This window comes from Ensifer sp. R-19, from assembly GCF_049905105.1.
In the GTDB taxonomy this organism is placed as follows: domain Bacteria; phylum Pseudomonadota; class Alphaproteobacteria; order Rhizobiales; family Rhizobiaceae; genus Ensifer.
The window spans coordinates 336,588-356,489 of record NZ_CP184570.1 but is presented as its reverse complement, the minus strand read 5'-3'; the positions used below and the strand labels follow the sequence as shown (position 1 = coordinate 356,489).

Genomic DNA, 19,902 nt, shown 5'->3' with positions numbered 1-19,902 from the left:
TCGATCCTACTGCGTCGCGAGGTTGGCTTGAACCTTGATCACGTCGCCCGGCAACACCGGCGTGTTTTCATCGGCAGTGATCTCGGTCGGCTTGCCGTCACGCTCGCGGATGATCGAATAGGCGATGGCGGCGTCTGCCGTATTGTCCTTCGATTGTGCCGCTTCCGCCGATTGCAGCAGTGCTTCTGCCATCAGGTCGCGGCTGGTGCCGAGCTTGATCTGCAGCGTGTCGAGTTCCGCTTCAGTGTTCTGGAGATCCTGCGCCAGCTGCGCATCCCAATCGTTGCGAAGATTGGTTTCGTCCTGCGCCGCCTTGCTGACATCCTGCTTCGCCTTGAGCGAGGCCGTGTCGATGTCGAGCAACGCAGATTGCAGTTCGGCGACCCGTTGCTCCAGCGAGAGCTTGCGCTGGCTGAGCGCCAGCCCCTTTTCGGCCAGGCTCTCGACCTTCTCGCGGTCTTCCGCCGCGAGCTCCATCTGGCGGTTCTGCGTTTCCGACTTCTTTGCCAGCGACTGGATTTCGCTTTCCAGCAATGCCTTCAAGTCGGCGAGCGACTTCAGTTGCAGCTTCTGCCTCCTGTCGCGCGAGCTCATCAGGGCCGTCTCGTTTGCAAGAAGCTTGTCGATGCCGGGTACGCCCTGAAGGTCCTTCGGCAATTCGATGCCCTGCTTGTCGGCAATCTCGGCCTGAAGCCTGGCTCGCCGGATCAGCAGCCGGTTGCGTTCGGCCGTCTGCACGCTCGAATCGCCGTGAGCGTTGATATAGTCGCGTGCGAAACGTTGCCCGCTTTCGGAGCGACGCAATCCGCCGCCGAGGCTTATCGCCTTCAGCACCGTCAGATTGGGTGCGAAGGGATATTCGCCAGGCTTTTCGACTTCGCCCGAAAGGTAAAGCGGGCGGTATTGTGCAAGTTCGACGGAGGCGGACGGGCGATCGCGTAGACCGAACAGGGTCTGCATCTTCTCACCGATCGCTTCTCCGACCTCGGTGGTCGTCTTGCCGGCCGCCGGCAGATCGCCGATGAACGGCAACGACAGCGCGCCGGACGGCCCGACGGTGTATTCGCCAGTGACAACCGACCAATCGCGCACAGCGCCTTCGGCGGTTTGCCACTCGGCGACGCGAATCTTGAGCTTGTCCATAGTGCCAAGCTGATATTCCTCGGCGCCGGCTTGAGTGGCGCCGAGGACCACCGCGGCAACCAGGACCGTGTGGTGAAGGAAACGAGACACCTTGCGGGAAATCCAGGACTTCCCTGACGGAGCGTGTTTGTTCATATGAGGTTCCCGTTAAAAGACGCCGACCCCGCGGTCGACCTATCGGTCGCGCGGGTGCGAAGGCGCTGATCCGTCAGTAGCTGCCGCGCGAGAAGCAAACGGCTGGAATGGTCTTCACGACGATGGAGAAGTCGCTCAGCAAGGACCAGTTCTGGACATAATGGGTATCGAACGCGACGCGTGCCGCGTAGGAAACGTCGTTGCGTCCGCTGATCTGCCACAGGCCGGTAAGACCGGGGCGCGATTGCAGGTAGTAGACAGCAGCTTGGTCGTAGAGCTCCAGCTCATCCTGCACCACCGGCCGCGGGCCGACGATGCTCATTTCACCGCGGACGATGTTGATGAGCTGCGGCAGTTCGTCGAGGCTCAGCTTGCGCAAAACGCTGCCGACGACGGTGACCCTGGGGTCATCCTGCAGCTTGCGCGTCGCGCGCCACTCCTCATAGGCCGCAGGATTGCTTCTAAGATACTCTTGCAGAATCCGATCACCGTCCGGCCGCATTGTACGGAACTTCAGGCAACGGAAAGACTTCCCGTTATGACCGATACGGCGATGGCCATAAAAGATGCTGCCGCCGTCGGAGAACTTGACGAGCGCAACCAGCATCAAAAAGAGCGGGCTCAGAAAGACGAGCGCCAGTGAAGCGGCAAAGATATCGAAGCCTCGCTTCGAAATGCCACCCACGGGCGGGAGCGCTGCAGTCTCTGCGGCACTGAAAAACGGCGAACTGGCCGATCGGGTCGCAGACTTCATAGAGATAACTCCATTTAGGTTGGCGATTGGTCGGTCCCTCGAAAGGGAGCGCTCTTATTCAAGAAAGAGTGTGTGGTGAGAATTTGTCTTTTGAGGGCGAAATAATGGCGGGTACCCGGTAGGCGCCTAAATGACGAATATCACTGATTTCTGATATGTAATATTTCCATCCAGCCAGCCGATATATTATGAGACGATAAAGTCTTACGTTCGGAGCTTTCGTGTATTGTATTGTTGGCGCGCAACTACGTTTCCGAAAAGCGAATATATCTTTGTATCTGTTATGTTTGCGTTCACCTGCAAGCACGTGTCTTGGCGCCGATAAAAATTGGCAGGCGTCAGTCTTTCCGATGAAATGCTGCAATGCGGCAAGTTTTTGCGCCGCACGCGCGGCGGGACACCAAAAGTTAATTTCGTAACAAAAGGTGATCTCAATCGTTGCCCAAACAGCAACCAGCGGGCGGTGCGGTCACGACAAGACGCCGGATGGTGGAGGAATTGCCTTTGGATTGCCACGGAGTCGCAACGGTCGAATCGATGCGGGATCGAAAAACGGCCAAATTGATTCGAATGCTCTAAACGCGACATAAAGACTTTGGAGGCACAGTGGCAGCAGGGTGCGGGCTTTTGGCGGTTGAAGCGAAAGGGCGCTGCCAATATATTGGAATCCTGAGGAGGAAAGGCCGAACTCCGATGACGACATCGACGACAGAACCGAGCGCGAGGTAGCGCTATGTACGCACCGCGCGTTCTTGTGAGCATGCTCGGCGCCTTGGCCGTGTTTGCGATCGTTACCTATTTCCTAAACGGCTCGCTGGCGTCGACGCTTATCCAGACCGTCATATGCGCCGTCCTGATGCAGGTCGGCTATTTCTTCGCCGTGCTTTACCTGGTGTGGAAGAAGGCGCGGGAGAAGGAAAGACAGGCCGCCGAGATGGCGCAATTGGCCGGCGACGACAAGTCGGCCGCCAACACCGCGCCGCGCCGCCTCCATCGACCCGGCCACTTTAATCGCTGATCAAGGCTGGTCTCCGCGCTCGGCGGACCACACGGCGGTACTCGAGAAAATCTCAGATTTGACGCGTTTGCGACACGATCGCCCTGCATGGTTCGGCCGTTGCCATCCTGGCGACGTCGCGTGGCTGCGGCTAACCCAAGAAGCGGAGCCGCGCTGGAACCGAAATACCGCAGAGCTCGCAAAGACAAGCGCGCTGCCTGTTAGACACGATGCTGGAGGCCCTCATGACCACAGACGTCTGCGTCATCATCGCCGCAAAGAATGCCGACGCAACCATTGCCCGAGCCGTTGCATCGGCCCTGGCAGAACCGGAAAGCGCCGAGGTGGTGGTGATCGACGATGGCTCGACGGATGACACCGAGGCGGCCGCGCGCTCTGCCGACGATCTGAGCGGGCGCCTGACGATCGTCCGCTTCGAAAGCAATCGTGGGCCTTCGGCCGCCCGCAACCATGCCATTTCGATCAGCCGTTCACCGGTGCTTGCAATCCTCGACGCGGACGATTTCTTCCTGCCGGGTCGTCTCGGTCGGCTGCTTGCGGAAGACGATTGGGACTTTATCGCCGACAACATCGCCTTCATCGACGAGGCCGCAGCGACCGACGTCGCCCAGAAGATCGATGAGTTCCAACCGCAGCCCCGCCTGCTCAGCCTGATCGACTTCGTTGAAGGCAACATCTCCCGGCGCGGCGTGAAGCGCGGCGAGGTCGGGTTTTTAAAGCCGCTGATGCGCCGCCACTTCCTGGAGGGCCACGCCATCAGCTACCGGGAAACGCTTCGATTGGGCGAGGATTACGATCTCTATCTCCGCGCCCTGGCAAAGGGCGCGCGCTACAAGGTTATCCGCAGTTGTGGTTATGCGGCCACCGTCCGCAGCAATTCATTGAGCGGCAGCCATCGCACCGAGGATCTCAAGCGCCTCTACGAGGCCGACCGGATTATCCTGGCCGCAAACACATTGGAGAGCGAGGCTGCGGCCGCCATCCGAAGGCATGAGCGGCATATCAAGGACCGTTATCAGCACCGGCACTTTCTCGATCTGAAGAGAGAACGCGGCGCGGCGGCCGCGATAGGCTACCTCCTGCGCCAACCCGATGCCGTTCCTGCGGTCACGGTCGGCATCCTTGCCGACAAGACCGAGCGCTTCAAACAGCCTCACTCGGATGCGCCGGCCGCGCTCGGTGGTTCCGGAGGGTTGCGTTACCTGCTTTCCCCCACTGCGGACGGTCGCCAGTAGTCATTTAGGCCACGGCACTTTCTGGGTGCCGTGGCCGTATCGTCAGAAATACGCGCGACGCACGGCCGCAAGAGCCTCCAGAAAACGGTCCTTACGCTCGGCAAGTCGGCCGTCGCTGCTCAATTGCGGCGCCGCCCGGATTGCCTGCCAAAGTGCAAGCGTCGAAGGGGCGGCGAGAACCTGCTTGGCAGCGCTGCGCAAAAAGGTCTGTCTCGGCTCAGCCACCGCCACCATCACATTGTGATCGACGGGGCGCAGGTTCGGCACATCAGCCAGCGTCTGTGCCTCGAAGCCCATACCCCAGAAGCGCTCGCCCTTGATCATGGCTTCGGCACGGCTCGAGACCGGCACGTGGCGCGGCTGGTAGTGAACGCCAACGGTGCTTGCCCAGTCGTTCCACTTGAAGCTGTTGATGCTCTCGGACGTGGTGACGGCCACCCATGGCACGCGAAAGGCGTCTGCGAGAATGGCGCCATGCATCGATTCGGCGATGATGAGTTCGGATTGGGCAATCTCGCGGATCACGCTTTTGGCTTCGCCCCGCGGGTCGATATAGTGCAGGCCAACGGTACCGCAGGTGACCGGCCACATGCCGGCAATGGCGCTTTCCCAATGCGGAACGAAACTGCGTTTGTGGAGCTTCGGCAGGTTTTGGAACTCGGGCATCTCCGCGACCATCACGGCGGGATCGACGATACCCAGTTCAGGCGCGATGCCGATCTTCCCGGCGGTCAGCGGACCTCGAACACAGCGGATATCCCATTCCTTCGGATCGCGCATGTCTGGCAAGGTGCCGTAGCCGAAGCCGCTGCCGATAACGAGCTTTCTGACACCGTCAGGCAAAAGTGCACGGTTGAGCACGGTGCCGACCCCCACCAGCAGGATTTCCTCGTGAGCGTCGCGGAACCCAGGCAGCAGGAAATCCCAAAGCCAAAGATTGAGGTCGTCGCCAAAATTACCGTGCTGAGATTCCCAGTAGTAGGGGTTCATGGGCAGTCCCTTCTTTCAAAATGCTGGATACGTCCGGATGCCGCGCCAGGCGGTCTTGTTCTTCCTCCTCGAAGGAGTGCTTCGATCAATGCGCGCGAGAAAACTTGCCGACGGCGAGTTCCAGCGCGCTTTGCAAGAGCCTTGGATCACGCAGGACCCAACGCGCCAACAGGCGGAATTGCGGTGACTTGCGTCGCTTGAGCCGACGCGCCTGGCTCCACAGCGCCTGCCGCCGTGCCGTATGTTGATAGGACCGGATCGAGGCGATTGCCGCAGGCTTGCGTGAGAACCGGCCCTCGAGCGTTTCCAGAGCAACGAATGTGTTGAACTGCTGCTGCAGGAACTGCGGCGAATCGTTGTCGATCGAGTGAAAGATGTTGATGCCCTCGCCGCGCTCGGCGCCAGCTTCATCACAAAGCACGACGCGTTTGGCGGCAAGAATGCAGTCGCAGAAGAACAAGACGTCCTCGGCCGCCAGTCTCAGCGCCGCATCGAAGCGGACCGTCTCGAAAAGGCTGCGCCCGATCACCATGCAGGAGAGATGCAGGAAGCTCCAGTTTCTGAGCATCACATTGGTAAGGTCAGGAACTTCGACGACCAGCGGCGCTTCCTGCAGTCTGACGACGCTGTGGCTTTCCGTCAGCTCGGCAACATCGAAATGGTAATAGAACGCCTCGCCGCCGGTGATCGACGCCCAATAGCAGTCGGCACTGAAGCGGCTCATGCTTTCATAGGCATTCTTCAGATGATCCGGGGTCCATTCATCGTCAGAATCGAGGAATGCCACGAACTCGGAATCGCCGGGAACATGGTCCAGTCCGGTGTTGCGTGCGCCGCCAGGCCCCTTGTTGGGCTGGCTTATCACGGTCAGTCGCGCTCGTTCCTGCTCACTTAACGGCTCCAACTCCTCATCTATCGAATAGGGGGAGCAATCGTCTATCACCAGAACGTGGAAGTCCTGAAACGTCTGGGCAAAGACGGAGGCAAGCGCCCGCCGAAGAATACCCGGTTCCTTCTGGTAGTACGGAATAATAACAGTCAGCTTCGCCATCTTTTTGCCCCTGCGGTTTCTCTAAAAGAGTCTTGCGTGGTCTCCTCCCACCGGGTCGCGGCCTTTCATCTAGCCCTAGTCCTTTGTCGGAAATCCTTCAAAGGCATCATAGGATGCTCGCTATGCCCTCAACCGTAAATGCCAAGTCCGTGACACGGAATGTCGGCTGGAGCGTCCTTTCAAAGACAGGTACTTTCGGGCTGAAATTTGTCACCGTGCCGATTCTTGCGCGTATCCTGACGCCGGAAGAGTTCGGGACGGTGGCCGTTGCACTCACTGTCGTCCAGTTTTTGGCGATGATCGGCGGTGCTGGTCTCGCCTCCGCGCTTATCATTCAGCGCGACGAAGACATGGAGCTCATCCACTCCGCTTTCTGGGCCAATCTCGCGGTCGCGCTGCTGATGGCGCTTGCACTTTTCGTCTTCGCCGATCCATTGGCAAGCCTGCTCGGGGCACCCGAAGCGGGGTACCTGATTCGGATCATGAGCGTGCTGATCCCGCTGCAGCTTGGCGGAGACGTCGCCTATTCTCTCCTCGCAAGGCGGATGAATTTCAGCAAGGATGCGGTCTGGACCATGGTCTCCGAGACCGTCGGGGCGCTTGTTGCCGTCGGCACAGCAGTGCTTGGCTTCGGCGTTTGGTCGCTGCTGGCGCAGCTTTTCGTCTCCGCATTCATCCGCCTTGCCGGCCTCTATACCGTGTCCGGCTATGTGCCCCGGCTCGTCTTTTCCCCACGCCGCGTGCTGACGCTCAGTCGGTTCAGTTTCGGCATGATGGGGTCGGAGATTGCCAATTTCGTCACTTTCCAATCGCCAATGGTGGTGATCAGCCGGTATCTCGGCCTTTCGGACGCCGGTGCCTATTCGGCGGCGAACCGTTTCTCCAGCATTCCCAACCAGATCGTGCTTTCGGCGGTCATGGGCGTTCTCTTTCCCGCCTTCAGCCATATGGGCGAGGATCGCCAGCGGCGGTCTCAAGCGTTGATGTTGAGCACGCGGGTCACCACCGTGCTGTTGGCACCGATGATGTTTGGCCTTTGGGCGCTCGCCGAACCGGCGATGCTGGTGCTATTCGGCCAGCAATGGGCGGCCGCCTGGCCGGTCCTTGGTTTGCTTGCGCTGTCAAAGGGACTTTTGACGCCCTGCAGCACCTACGTCCCCTACCTGAAGGGCATCGGCCAGGGGACAGTCCTCTTCTGGTGGGCAGTCATCCGCGCCGTCGTGACGACCGCGGCGGTCGCCTACGGGGCAATGGGCGGCTCACTTGTTGAAGCGATGATTGCGCTCTGCATCGTCAACCTGGCAACGCTGCTCGGCTATTCCTGGGTCGTGTTCCGGGCCGATCGCCTGCCTTTCTTGCGCGGCTTCCTGATCTCGATCAGGCCGATGATCGCGGCGTTCGTGATGGCGGTTGCCGTCAGGCTCTTGCTGGACTTCTATGGCGCGCTGATACCGAGCGCGGTTCTCCAGGTGCTGATTGGCACGGCAATCGGTGGCTTGATTTATCTCGCGCTGATGTTGCTCGTCGAGCGCCCGTTGTTGGCGAAACTCTACGGCATGATCCGCAAGCGCAACGCATCGCCTGGTGTGCCCGCGGCGGCTGAATAACCGATTTCAAGAGCCGGAAACTGCCTCATCCTCGCCGCATTTCGGCTCGGCTCGGGTCCGTATTGGCCATTTGTCGCGTGACAAGAGAGAAAACCAGCACAATTTTACCGCGACTAGCGACACCAAACACTAGTAAAAGCATCAGCAAATAAGCGGCTGATAATATTCCGTAAATGCCCTATGCATAGGCTTTATTCCCGACGCCGGCGCGCAAATGGGTAAATCTTCCTAGAAATTATTGAACATCGGATGCTGCATTGCAACAAAGTACGGCCGATTCGTTTATTGCAGCGCCATATTTTCATCCGTGCCCGGGCCTAGCCTTTAGCACAATGAATGCGGGCTCTGGTCTGCTCTGTTGAAACGGTCGCCTGGAAAATGGCGCTGGCAGATAGGGGTGACGGACATCGTGGATGTGAACGCGAACATCTCGTCGCGGATCAATCTGATGCGCATCGTGCTGATCTCCGGCATCGTCTTCGTGCACGTGCCGCATGATCCGGCGACGAGCCCGTATGTCGGCACCTATGGTGTGCTCGATTGGCTGCGCGTCTTTCTTGGCGACAGCCTTTTTCGTGTCGGCGTCCCGTGCCTCAGCGCGATCTCCGGCTATCTCCTGTTCCGGCGTGGCCTCGACAGTTTCGACTATGGCAAAACGCTCAAGACCAAGGCCAGAACCGTCCTGTTGCCCTTCCTGCTTTGGAACATTGCTTTTCTGGCACTGGCCTTCGTTGCGCAAAGCAACGGTATCGGCTTCGGATATCTGCCCGATGTCGTGGGCGCAAGCACACGGGAATGGTTGAACCTCGCCGTGGCGCTCCAGGATCTGCCGATCAACGTGCCGCTCTACTTCCTGCGGGATCTGCTGCTTTGCATCGTGCTGTCGCCGGTACTGGCTTGGCTGATCAAGCGTTATCCGATGCAGACGCTCGCACTGTTGCTCGCCTATGCCGTGCTACCGCTGCCAAACGGCATCTTCCTGAAGAAGTCGATCCTCTTTGGTTTCAGCGTCGGCATATACATGAGCCTGAATCGCGTTGACGTGCGCAGTCTCGATCGCTTTTCCTGGCCGATCACCATCGCCGTCCTTGGCGCTTCGGTGCTGCTTTCGCTCGTGCTCTATCGGTACGGACCCGACTTTCCGGTCTGGGTCGATATGCTGCGCAGTCTGACCGCCCTCTCCGGCATTCTCGGCTCCTGGGCGGTTTCCGCGTTACTGGTCCGCACGAACGTCGGGGCATCTCTGGCGCGCGGCGGCGGGCTCAGCTTCTGGATCTTCTGTACGCACTATCCGCTGCTGGTTCTTTTTTGGATGATTTGGAACCGCGCCGGCTTCGGATATTACCCGGCCTTCTATTACACGGTTCCGTTCATCACGATCGCAATCCTTGTCGCCGCCTACGGCCTCGCCGGGCGCTGGCTTCCGAACCTGACTGCAATCCTGACCGGCAGCCGAGCGGGCGCCGCCCGAGGCGCAAAGGTGCGGCCGGCGGAACAGCGCGCCGAACTTTCACCACAGCAAAGGACCTGACCATGAGATCTTCTGGACCTCACCGCCTCGCCCTGTTGAGCCTTGTCGCGATTGGCCTTGCCGGCCCGGCAAACGCCGGGGACACAGCAGAGGCAAAGTCCTTCATCGACAACTTCGATACCCTCGACACCGGCATCTGGTATGTCTCCGACGGCTGGAACAATGGCGCCCACCAGAACTGCACCTGGTCCAAGAAGCAGGTGAAGGTCGAGAACGGCATCGCGGAACTCTCCTTCACCGAAGGAAAGCTTGGCAAGCGCAACTACGCCTGCGGCGAGATCCAGACACGCAAGCGCTTCAGCTACGGGACCTATGAGGCCCGCATCAAGACGGCCGATGGTTCCGGGCTGAACTCGGCGTTCTTCACCTATATCGGCCCGGCCGACAAGAAGCCGCACGACGAGATCGATTTCGAAGTCCTCGGCAAGAACCCCGCAAAGGTTCAGATCAACCAATATGTCTCTGCCAAGGGCGGCAACGAAAAGCTTGTCGACGTGCCCGGCGGCGCCAACCAGGGCTTCAACGACTACGCCTTCGTCTGGGAGAAGGAACGTATCCGCTACTACGTCAACGGCGAACTGGTCCACGAAGTGACCGATCCCGCGAAGATCCCCGCCAACCCGCAGAAGATCTTCTTCAGCCTTTGGGGAACCGACACGCTTTCGGATTGGATGGGCGCCTTCTCCTACAAGGGACCGTCGACCATGCAGATCGACCGGATCGCGTTCACCGCGCCGGGAGACGAATGCCAGTTTGCCGAATCGATCGCCTGCCGAACGAACTAAGCGGCGGCCAGGAACCGCATTCCTAATCGACGCGTTCAAACCGCGACGCCCAACGTTTCAAACCATGCTCGGCGACGGCCGAGCAGAGAACCGGATATTCGATATTCATGCTGCAGGTACTTTATTTCGCACAGGATCTTGCCGACCCCGCCGTTCGTCGGCGTGTCCTGATGCTCCTTGCCGGGGGTGCAAGGGTCAAGCTTGCGGGGTTCAGGCGCGACGCAAACCCGCTAGCGGCGATCGAGGGCATCGAGCCCATTGAGCTCGGGACAACGCATGACGGGCGTTTCGTTCAACGGATCGGCGCGATCGCCAAGGGCTGCTTCTCGCTCAGGCAGGCGCTGCGCAATGTCGAACGCCCGGACGTGATCATTGCGCGCAATCTCGACATGCTGGCGATCGCCAGGAAGGCTGTGAGTGTGTTGGGCGGTGACGTGCCAATCGTCTACGAATGTCTCGACATTCACCGCCTGCTTCTGCGCCCCGACATCGCCGGCAAGACGTTGCGGGCGAGCGAGGCGTTTCTCGGGCGTGATGCGCGGCTCCTGATCACCAGTTCTCCGGCCTTCGTCGAGCACTATTTCCGCCCGCTTTCCGGCATCACGGCCCCGACCATGATGCTGGAAAACAAGGTGCTCGAGCTCAACGAGACCATGGCGCGACCGCTGGTTCCGGCAGCGTCGCCGCCAAAGGATGGGCCGTGGCGCATCGGGTGGTTCGGCGCATTGCGCTGCCGCAAATCGCTGGCGCTGCTGTCGGCCTTTTCCCGCAAAATGGAAGGACGCTTCGAGATCGTGCTGCGCGGTCGGCCGGCCTATTCGCAGTTCGATGACTTCGAGGGCTTCGTGCGCAATGAACCCTTCATGCAGTTCCACGGGCCCTACCGCAGCCCGGAAGAACTGAGCGACATCTATTCCGACGTGCACTTCACCTGGGCGATCGATTTCTTCGAGGAAGGCCAGAACTCGAAATGGTTGTTGCCGAACCGGCTCTACGAGGGCTGCCGCTTCGGCCGTGTGCCGATTGCGCTGCGCGGTACCGAGACGGCACGGTTCCTCGCCATCCGCGGCCTCGGCATGCTGCTCGACAAAGCGGAGCCGGAGGCGCTCGCCACCCTGCTCGGCTCGATCGACCCCGAGCGTTACATTGAGGCATCCGGCCGGATCGCGACTTGCGCGGCTGATACTTGGATTTTCAGCCGCAGCGACTGCGAAAGCCTTGTCCGGCGGCTTTCGGCGGTCACGTCGGCGGCTCCGCCGCGGATCGCGCCTAACCTCTCCCCAACTCCTCAGAACGAAGGCGGATTGTCATGAGCAACAACACGCTGGCTTCGACACGAACCCTTATCGTCATTCCCTGCCTCAACGAGGCTGAGCACATCGAAGGCCTGGTTGAGGGACTGCGACCGGCAGCGGCGCATCTCAACGGCGCCATTCTGATTGTCGACGGCGGCAGCACGGATGGCACGCGCGAGATTGCTGCCCGCCTCGCCAAGGCACATGCCTCGGTGCTTGCCCTCGACAATCCGAAGCGCATCCAGAGTGCGGCGATCAATCTTGCCGTCGCCGAATATGGAGCGTCCTACGATTACCTGATCCGCATCGATGCTCACGGGACCTATCCAGACGACTACTGCGAGCGTCTTGTCGAAGAGGCGCTTGAGACCGGTGCGGACTCCGTCGTCGTCGCAATGCAGACGGTCGGCTTCACGCCTTTCCAGAAGGCGACGGCCTACGCCCAGAATTCCAAGCTCGGCAATGGTGGCGCCAAGCATCGGCTGGGCGCGACGAGCCACTGGGCCGATCACGGCCACCATGCGCTGATGCGGATCTCCACCTTTCAGGCAATCGGCGGCTATGACGAAATCTTCAGCCACAACGAAGATGCGGAGTTCGACTACCGCTTCCGTCAGGCGGGCTACCGCATCTGGATGACCGACCGGACGAGCATGGTCTACTATCCGCGGGCCAAGGTCGGCCCGCTCTTCCGCCAATACTTCGCCTATGGACGGGGGCGCGCGCGCAATGTCCTGAAGCACCGCGCCTGGCCGAACCTGCGGCAGCTTCTGCCGCTCGCCGTGGCACCCGTCGCCATTGGCGCTCTGCTCGCCGTCATCAACTGGCTCGCCGTCGTTCCGGTGGTCCTCTGGGCCGCCGCCTGCATCGGCTACGGAATGTGGATGGCACTTGGACAGAGGAACCCCTACGGCCCGCTTGCAGCCCTTTCGGCCATGGTAATGCATTTCGCCTGGTCGGCCGGCTTCTGGCGCGAGCTTCTTACCGCGCGAAACCGAAAGGTGGCGCCATGACCGATCGAGCCAGGAAACGGATCGATGTTGCGGTCTGCACCTTCCGCCGTCCGGAACTTGCAGAAACGCTGCATTCGCTGGCGCTCATCACGGTGCCCGCCGATGTCGACATCCGCGTCATCGTTGCCGACAACGACACGACGCCGAGTGCCGAGGCGCTGGTCAACCAGATGCGCCCGACCATGCCCTTCGAGATCCTTTACGTGCATTGCCCGGCGTCGAACATCTCGATCGCCCGCAATGCCTGTCTCGACAATAGCGCCGGTCACTATCTCGCTTTCGTCGATGACGACGAGACCGTATCGAGGACGTGGCTCCTGCAATTGCTCGACACGGCCGCTACGACCGGGGCCGATGTCGTGCTCGGCCCGGTTCGCGCCGAATACGCGTTGTCCGCGCCGAACTGGATGCGCCGCGGCGACTTTCATTCGACCCGCCCCGTATGGGTCGATGGCGAGATCCGCACGGGCTACACCTGCAATGTGCTGCTCGATCTCACCCGGCCGGTCCTTTTCGACAGACGGTTCAACCTGGCTCTTGGGCGGACTGGTGGTGAGGACACAGAATTTTTCCGCCATATGCATGCGGCCGGCGGACGTCTCGCCTATGCCCCGGATGCATTGGTCTTCGAACCGGTTCCGGAAAAGCGCGCGCGCCTTGCCTGGCTTGCCAAGCGCCGCTTCCGTTCGGGCCAGACTCACGGGCGCCTGTTAAGCGAGCCGGGCCAACCCACAAGGCAGGTGGTGGAAATCGCCCGGGCGATGGCCAAGTCCGGCTATTGCGCTACGGCGAGCCTCTTTCTTCTCGGATCGCCGGTCGCGCGTTCGCGCTACGCCCTGCGCGCCATCATGCATGCGGGTGTCGTCAGTGGGCTTCTCGGCGTACGTGAACTTCAGCAGTATGGGGCCGCGACCGCCGGATGACGCTCCCAGCACCAGACGTCAGTTTTGTCGTCGCGGCCTATAACGCCGCCGACACGATCCACCGCGCTATTGAGAGCGCGCTCGCACAGGAAGAGGTCGACCTGGAAGTGATCGTCGTTGACGATTGCTCCACCGACGACACCTGTGCCGTGGTCGAAGGGATCGCTGATCCACGGGTGCGGCTGTTGCGGCTTGCGAAAAACCGTGGGCCTGGCGGAGCGCGCAATGCCGGGCTTGAAGCGGCACGCGGCAACTGGATCGCCATTCTCGACGCGGACGATACCATCAGCCCCCGACGGCTCTCCCGCATGATTGCGCTGGCGTCGACGGCGAGCGCCCAGATTGCCGTCGACAACATCGACGTCGCGAACCTCGACGGGCGCGTCGAGCGCATGTTTCCCGAAGCCTTGCTCGAACACCACCGGGTGCTGACGCTTGCGGCCTTCATTCAATCCAATGTGCTTTTCCGCTCGACCTATAATTTTGGCTATATGAAGCCGATTTTCGAGCGCCGTTTCCTGAACGAGCATGGCCTTCGCTTCAAGCAGTCCATCCGGATCGGTGAAGACTACATCCTGCTCGCGTCTGCGCTCGCCCATGGCGGACGCTGCATCGTCGATCCGTCAGCCGGCTATTGCTACCACATTCGCGAGGGCTCGATCTCCCGGGTGCTCGAACTTCGCCATATCGAGGCGATGATTGCAGCCGACAAGGATTTCCTCGCAAACCACTCGATCGACGCCGAAGCGATGACAATGCAGCGTCGCCGTGACAGGAGCCTGAGCGAGGCGCATGCCTTCCTGCGCCTCGTCGATCATCTGAAATCCAGATCGTTGGTTGGGGCCGCCCAGGTGGCCTTGTCCGACCCCAGTGCGCTTCGGCACCTCAGAATGCCGATCGCCGTGCGGCTGCGACGCTTGCTTGCGCCGCTCGCACGATTGAAGCCCGCCACACCGACGGTGGCGGCTGAACGATCCACCTCGGGCAATAGCCCTCACGTACGTAAAGGATAAAGCCATGGACCGTATCAGGACCGTCAGGAAAGCTGTGATCCCGGTCGCCGGCAATGGAACGCGGTTCCTCCCCGCGACAAAGGCGATACCCAAGGAGATGCTGACGATCGTCGATCGTCCGGTGGTGCAATATGCGGTCGATGAAGCCCGCCAGGCGGGCATCGAGCACATCGTTTTCGTTACCAGCCGCAACAAGCAGGCAATCGAGGACCACTTCGACGACACGCCGGAGCTCATCTCGTCGCTGACCCGTTCCGGCAAGAATGCCCAGGTTTCGGAACTGGAAGAGATGCTGCCGCGTGCCGGCTCGGTCAGCTTTACGCGGCAGCAGGCGCCGCTCGGCCTTGGCCATGCCGTCTGGTGCGCGCGCGACGTGATCGGCGACGAGCCTTTCGCGCTGCTCCTGCCGGATATGCTGTGTCACGGGGCGCGCGGCTGCATGGCCGGCCTCGTCGATCTCTATCGCCAGACCGGCGGCAACGTCGTCGGGGTCGAGCAATGCGCCCCGGAAGATGCGTCGAAATATGGCATCGTCGGCAAGGGCGCCACCGTTCCCCACGGTTTCGAAGTCACGAAAATGGTCGAAAAGCCGCGTGCCGGCGAAGCACCGTCGAATTTTTACCTGAACGGCCGCTACATCCTTCAACCCGAGATCTTCGACATTCTCGCGCACCAACAACGGGGTGCCGGCAACGAAATCCAGCTGACCGACGGGATGCTGAAACTCTCGCAAAATCAAGTGTTTCACGCCCATCCCTATGAGGGGCGCACCTTCGACTGCGGTTCCAAGGAAGGCTTCATCGCCGCCAATGTCGCCTTCGCGCTCGCGCGCTCTGACCTCGGCGACATGGTCTATGCCGCGGTCAAGGACATGGTTCTGTCTCATGAAGGCCGCATCCGCGCGGCATAAGGCCGGTTTGGCGCCTCTAAGCGAGGCGCCAGCCTTCGGACCAAAAGGGAAACGGACAGAGCGACCCAATGAACCAAAGAAGTCTCCCCTTCAATAACGTTGTGCCGAGGGAAATGGAGGAACCCGATAGGTTCATCGACCTTGACCGGCTCTTTTCGGTCATCGTTCGCCGCGCCAGGCTGGTTGGCGCGTTCGTCGTGCTGTTCATGGCACTTGGCGCGGTCTACCTCGTTTTCGCGACGTCGTTCTATACGTCGATGACGCAGATCCTGCTCGACGAGAACCTCTCGAAATATGCCGAGGAGCAGGCAACGCCACAGAACAGCCAGCTGCTCGACACCCAGATGGCAAGCGCCGTCGAGATCCTGAAGTCCGGCGAGCTCGCCTTGCGGGTCGTCGACAAGATGAAACTCGACGACAACGACACGGTCCTCAATCCGCCACGCTCGCCCTTCGGCGCCGTTAAGGACTGGCTGAGATCCGTGACCGGCGTCTTTTCGTTTGGATCCGATATTTCCGAAGAGGCGGCCCGCAACGGACGACGTCAGAAGGCGGCCGCGCTCATCCAGCAGGGGCTGGCCGTCGAGCGCGTAAACCGAAGCTCCGTTGTTGCGCTTGCTTACCGTTCCAGCGATCCGCAGCTCGCCGCCGCTATCGTGCGCGGCTATGCAGATGCTTATCTCAACGATCAATTGAACGCCAATTTCGATGCGACGGAGCGCGCCTCCGTCTGGCTGCAGGAACGTCTTGCCGACCTCAGGCAACGCTCGCAGGTGGCTTCGCTCGAGGTGGAGAAATACCGCAGCGAGAACGGCCTGACGCTCGCTCGCGGCGAACTGATGTCCGAACAGCAACTGGCAGATCTCAACAGCCAGCTCATCATCGCTCAAGCCGACACGGCAAGCGCGTCCGCACGGTTCAAGCAGTTCCAGGCGATCGTCGACCAAGGGCCTGAAACTGCGGTCAAGAACGCGACGATTTCCGCCAAAGAGGGCGACAACTCCGTCATCCGCGAACTGCGTACCCGTTACCTGGCCGTCAGCAAACGCGAACAGGAAGTGACGCAAAGCTTCAGCGCCGACCATCCCCAGGCAGTATCGCTGCGCAAGGAAAAGTCCGATGTCGGCCGGCAGATCTTCCAGGAACTGGAGCAACTCACCGCGAGCTACCGAAACGAATATGAGGTCGCCCGCTCGCGGGAGGCTTCGCTCAGGGAAAACATCGAAGGCACAACGGGCCGAAACTCGGATGCGAACCTTTCGCTCGTGCATCTGCGTGAACTCGAGCAGAAGTCGGCAGCGTTGAAGACCCTCTACGAGACCTACCTGAACCGCTACGAGCAGGCCTCGCAGCAGCGCTCCTTCCCGATCGCCAAGGCCCGGGTGATTTCCACGGCTGGTGTTCCAACCTCGCCCTCAAGTCCGAAGAAGACCTTGGTTCTGGCACTTTCGGCGGTGCTCGGCATGATGGCAGGCGGTGCGTTCGCAGCTTTCCAGGAGTTCCGCGAGCGGACCTTCCGGCTCGAAAGCGACGTGCGTTCAATCCTCGGACACAGGTCTTTCGGCTATGTTCCGCTGATCGGCCCGCGTCAACTGACCACGACCGACCGCGTTCGCGCGCGGTTGATGAAGGGCAAGACGCCCCAGCCGGCGACACAGGCCGCAGAGCCGTTGCCGTTTGAACGGGTCAGTCGCATCGTGCTCGACGCGCCGCGATCGTCTTTCGCCGAGACCTTCCGCAACGCCAAGCTCGCCTGTGACCGGATGTTGCACGGAAACGGCTCGCGGGTGATCGGCATCGTTTCTGCCGTTCCGGACGAGGGCAAGTCGATCATCGCGGCGAACTTTGCCGCACTGCTCGCGGCGAGCGGCAAGAAGACGCTGTTGATCGACGCCGACATCCGCAAGCCGGGGCTGAGTAAGATGATCAATCCGCCGCCAAAGACCGGCCTCGTCGAGGCGCTGATCGGCGAATCTTCCTGGCCCGCCGGCATCAAGATCGACCAGAAGACAAAACTGGCAATCTTCCCGGTTGGCGGGGAAGCCGGGGCAAAGAGCGAGCCCTATGACAGCCACGAGTTGCTCGCCTCCCCGGCGATGGCCGACCTTATCGACAATGCCCGCAAATCGTTCGACTACGTGATTGTCGATCTTGCGGCGCTTGCTCCGGTGGTCGATGGCAAGGCGTTTTCGCCGCTCGCCGATGGCTTCATCTACGTTGCAGAGTGGGGCCGCACGCCGTCGCGTCTGGTGCGTGATCTGCTCAATTCCGAACCGCAGATCAACGGCAAGATCCTTGGCGTGATCCTCAACAAGACGGACATGAACGAACTGGCGAAGTACAGCGACTTTGGTGGCGCTGAGCACTATCGCCATCGTTTCGAGAAGTACTACGTCGAGAACGCCGGGACCTATCGCAGGACGGAGGCAGCCTGACCGCCCTCCCTTACCCGTCGAAATACGAAGCCTCGGACCGGAAACGGTTCGAGGCTTCTCATATTGGATGGCAGCGGCTGACAGGATCGAGTATGTCGATCCATCGATAGAGTGAATTTCCATAAAATATGATCGCTATAACCATATTTTGATAATACCTGCCGCAAACCGTGAGAACGTGACTAAGAACTCCGATATGCCGAAATACGACAGGGAACTGATTTCGATCATTGTAGCGGCGCTCGGAACTCTGCTTCTGGTCGCAAGCGCTTTGCTATTTGTCGTCATCTGAATCGGGAATACGACTTCGGGACGACCGAGCGGTCTCCCCAGCTTGCAGATTGGCTCATTCCCAGTAGCACAAGCCCTGGCTGCGTACAGCATCCATCCGGCCGGAGGTACAATAGGGGCGCTAGTAGCGACCTGTGGCTGTGGCGTTCACGCAACGATTTCAATAAAAATTATCGCCTTGTCGGATATCAGATAATAACGCTTTTCTCGTATGGGTTTCCTCAGCAAGAGCGTCGTCGTCGACATCCGCACGGGGAGATGAATGGAGAAGCAACGAGAAAGCAGGATTGATCTTCTGCGCGGACTTGCCCTTCTCTTGATCTTCGTCGGGCATTCCGAGTTCACCTTTTCAGGTTTTGTGCAGCATTCTCGCGGTTTCGCAGATGCCGCGGACGTCTTCGTTCTCTTAGCAGGAGTATCCGCTGCTCTCGCCTATTATCGTCCCGATGGATCAATCCAGTTCCTACGGCCGTGGAAACGAGCCTTCACCCTCTATTTCGTCCATATGTCGTTGTTTTCGGTGCTGGCAGGCATCTCAGGTGTCCTGTTTCTGGCCGTTGGCCCAACACCTTGGGCCGATATGAGTTCGTTCTGGGACGCTCCTTATCAGCACGGAGCAGAGGCCCTGCTGCTTATGTATATGCCGGGCAATCTCGATATCCTGCCATTGTATGTTGTGCTGCTAGGCCTCGTTCCAATTGTCTTTTGGCTTCACAATCGCTCGCAAACGATCCTGTTGTGCGTTTCTTGCTCGGTGTGGCTAGCTTCGGGCATTGGCCACATCAACCTGCAGAACTGGGCGCTGGATAGCCGTGAGTGGTATTTCGACCCGTTTTCTTGGCAGTTTCTATTCATCATCGGGATCGTTATCGGCATCGGACTGAAGCGGTCGAGACCCGTGCTTCGCCACAATCGCTCGGTGTTCGCCGCGGCCGCCATCTTCGCTATCGCTGCCATTCCGATCAATCTTGCCGTGTATCTTGGCCTCGCGGATCCCCCGCTCGGGGAATCGTACCATCAACTCGTTTCGAAAACGAACAGTGGCCCGCTGCGCATCCTCAATGTCCTGGCGATCCTGTATCTCGCATGGAACATCCGTCTCGTGCACGTTGCAGCTAACCGACCGGCCTTTGGCCCGATCTGCGCAGCCGGCAAGCACAGCCTTCCTGTTTTTTCCCTCGGGGTCCTACTGGTTTTTGTTGCCAAGACGCTAATGAACAGCACAGCAAACACTGCGCTACCGATCCAGGTGGCTATGCTCGTTACAGGCTGCCTGTTGCAGTTGGCGGTGGCATGGTGGCTTGAGGGGCGCCGACAGCAAGTCAGTTGGCGCGATCCCCAAACGCTCGTAAGCTAGACACTAGTGGCGGCGGCCGGAGCATAGCTCCTGGCAGTAAGAACTCTGCTGACCACCGTTTTTTGAGCCTAATGTTAAGTCGGAGTGATTCGACCGCTCCCATACCTCTCACCCCGCAGAAACGCGGGGATCCCTCACCTTAAAGTGTGCAGACAAAGTCGGATCGCGTTCGAGTAAGTCTCGCCATTCCTGTTCAGTGATGAGCCCAAGCCGAAACTCCTTCAGGAGAAATTGCTGCTCTTCGCTAAGTGGCGGAAGATCGTCGGGCTCTGACCAACCGAACATCACATAGTCCACCAATTTCCGCAGGAAGTGCCGCATCTTTACACTATGCTGGCCACAAGGAGTTGGCGCAAGCTGTCTTGCATCACGCGCACGTTTCGCGAAAGCGAGAGCGCCTACGCTCAGTTGAGTAC

General features: G+C 60.0%; 16 protein-coding genes. 12 read left to right on the top strand and 4 right to left on the bottom strand.

The features are described 5' to 3' along the window. Positions 1–6: 6 nt before the first annotated feature. Positions 7–1,278 carry a polysaccharide biosynthesis/export family protein gene (locus ACN9MO_RS21065; RefSeq protein WP_057249488.1) on the bottom strand — a complete coding sequence of 424 codons (1,272 nt, stop codon included), beginning with the start codon at positions 1,276–1,278 and terminating at the stop codon, positions 7–9. Positions 1,279–1,351: 73 nt separating this feature from the next. Beyond that, entirely contained in the window at positions 1,352–2,032 is a 681-nt protein-coding gene (locus ACN9MO_RS21060) for a sugar transferase (protein ID WP_057249486.1), read from the bottom strand. Positions 2,033–2,765: 733 nt separating this feature from the next. Between ACN9MO_RS21060 and ACN9MO_RS21055 the strand changes: the two genes are divergently transcribed. Further along, positions 2,766–3,050, top strand: coding sequence for an exopolysaccharide production repressor protein (locus ACN9MO_RS21055; protein WP_057249485.1), 285 nt, complete (start codon positions 2,766–2,768; stop codon positions 3,048–3,050). Between the two features lie 224 nt (positions 3,051–3,274). Continuing rightward, complete coding sequence (locus ACN9MO_RS21050) at positions 3,275–4,285, top strand: glycosyltransferase family 2 protein (protein ID WP_425987618.1); 1,011 nt, start codon at positions 3,275–3,277, stop codon at positions 4,283–4,285. A gap of 42 nt (positions 4,286–4,327) precedes the next feature. Here the strand turns inward: ACN9MO_RS21050 and ACN9MO_RS21045 are convergent, their stop codons facing one another. Next, positions 4,328–5,275 carry a polysaccharide pyruvyl transferase family protein gene (locus ACN9MO_RS21045; RefSeq protein ID WP_057249482.1) on the bottom strand — a complete coding sequence of 316 codons (948 nt, stop codon included), beginning with the start codon at positions 5,273–5,275 and terminating at the stop codon, positions 4,328–4,330. Between the two features lie 85 nt (positions 5,276–5,360). Then, positions 5,361–6,326 carry a glycosyltransferase family 2 protein gene (locus ACN9MO_RS21040; RefSeq protein WP_058320941.1) on the bottom strand — a complete coding sequence of 322 codons (966 nt, stop codon included), beginning with the start codon at positions 6,324–6,326 and terminating at the stop codon, positions 5,361–5,363. Positions 6,327–6,448: 122 nt separating this feature from the next. Here ACN9MO_RS21040 and ACN9MO_RS21035 point away from each other — a divergent pair, with 122 nt between their 5' ends. From ACN9MO_RS21035 to ACN9MO_RS20990, 10 genes are all read left to right on the top strand, one after another. Continuing rightward, the gene (locus ACN9MO_RS21035; RefSeq protein WP_425987613.1) at positions 6,449–7,933 is read left to right on the top strand and encodes a lipopolysaccharide biosynthesis protein; all 1,485 of its coding nucleotides are present in this window, start codon (positions 6,449–6,451) and stop codon (positions 7,931–7,933) included. Between the two features lie 409 nt (positions 7,934–8,342). Then, complete coding sequence (locus ACN9MO_RS21030) at positions 8,343–9,464, top strand: acyltransferase family protein (RefSeq protein WP_425988165.1); 1,122 nt, start codon at positions 8,343–8,345, stop codon at positions 9,462–9,464. Between the two features lie 2 nt (positions 9,465–9,466). Then, positions 9,467–10,249: a glycoside hydrolase family 16 protein gene (locus ACN9MO_RS21025; protein ID WP_057249476.1), complete on the top strand. Its 783-nt coding sequence runs from the start codon at positions 9,467–9,469 to the stop codon at positions 10,247–10,249. A gap of 107 nt (positions 10,250–10,356) precedes the next feature. Then, positions 10,357–11,562: a glycosyl transferase family 1 gene (locus ACN9MO_RS21020; RefSeq protein WP_110879212.1), complete on the top strand. Its 1,206-nt coding sequence runs from the start codon at positions 10,357–10,359 to the stop codon at positions 11,560–11,562. Next, positions 11,559–12,557, top strand: a complete 999-nt coding sequence (locus ACN9MO_RS21015) for a glycosyltransferase family 2 protein (protein ID WP_113737153.1) — start codon at positions 11,559–11,561, stop codon at positions 12,555–12,557. Before ACN9MO_RS21020 ends, ACN9MO_RS21015 begins: the two co-directional genes overlap by 4 nt. Next, positions 12,554–13,480 carry a glycosyltransferase gene (locus ACN9MO_RS21010; protein ID WP_113737152.1) on the top strand — a complete coding sequence of 309 codons (927 nt, stop codon included), beginning with the start codon at positions 12,554–12,556 and terminating at the stop codon, positions 13,478–13,480. The genes ACN9MO_RS21015 and ACN9MO_RS21010 overlap by 4 nt, the downstream gene beginning before the upstream one ends. Next, complete coding sequence (locus ACN9MO_RS21005; RefSeq protein ID WP_113737151.1) at positions 13,477–14,493, top strand: glycosyltransferase family 2 protein; 1,017 nt, start codon at positions 13,477–13,479, stop codon at positions 14,491–14,493. The genes ACN9MO_RS21010 and ACN9MO_RS21005 overlap by 4 nt, the downstream gene beginning before the upstream one ends. 4 nt (positions 14,494–14,497) lie before the next feature. After that, positions 14,498–15,403, top strand: a complete 906-nt coding sequence (locus ACN9MO_RS21000) for a UTP--glucose-1-phosphate uridylyltransferase (RefSeq protein ID WP_113737150.1) — start codon at positions 14,498–14,500, stop codon at positions 15,401–15,403. A gap of 68 nt (positions 15,404–15,471) precedes the next feature. After that, positions 15,472–17,838: a polysaccharide biosynthesis tyrosine autokinase gene (locus ACN9MO_RS20995; protein ID WP_113737149.1), complete on the top strand. Its 2,367-nt coding sequence runs from the start codon at positions 15,472–15,474 to the stop codon at positions 17,836–17,838. Between the two features lie 553 nt (positions 17,839–18,391). Then, positions 18,392–19,486 (top strand): OpgC domain-containing protein, encoded by a 1,095-nt coding sequence (locus ACN9MO_RS20990; RefSeq protein WP_113737148.1) that lies wholly within the window; start codon positions 18,392–18,394, stop codon positions 19,484–19,486. The last annotated feature ends 416 nt before the right edge of the window (positions 19,487–19,902 follow it).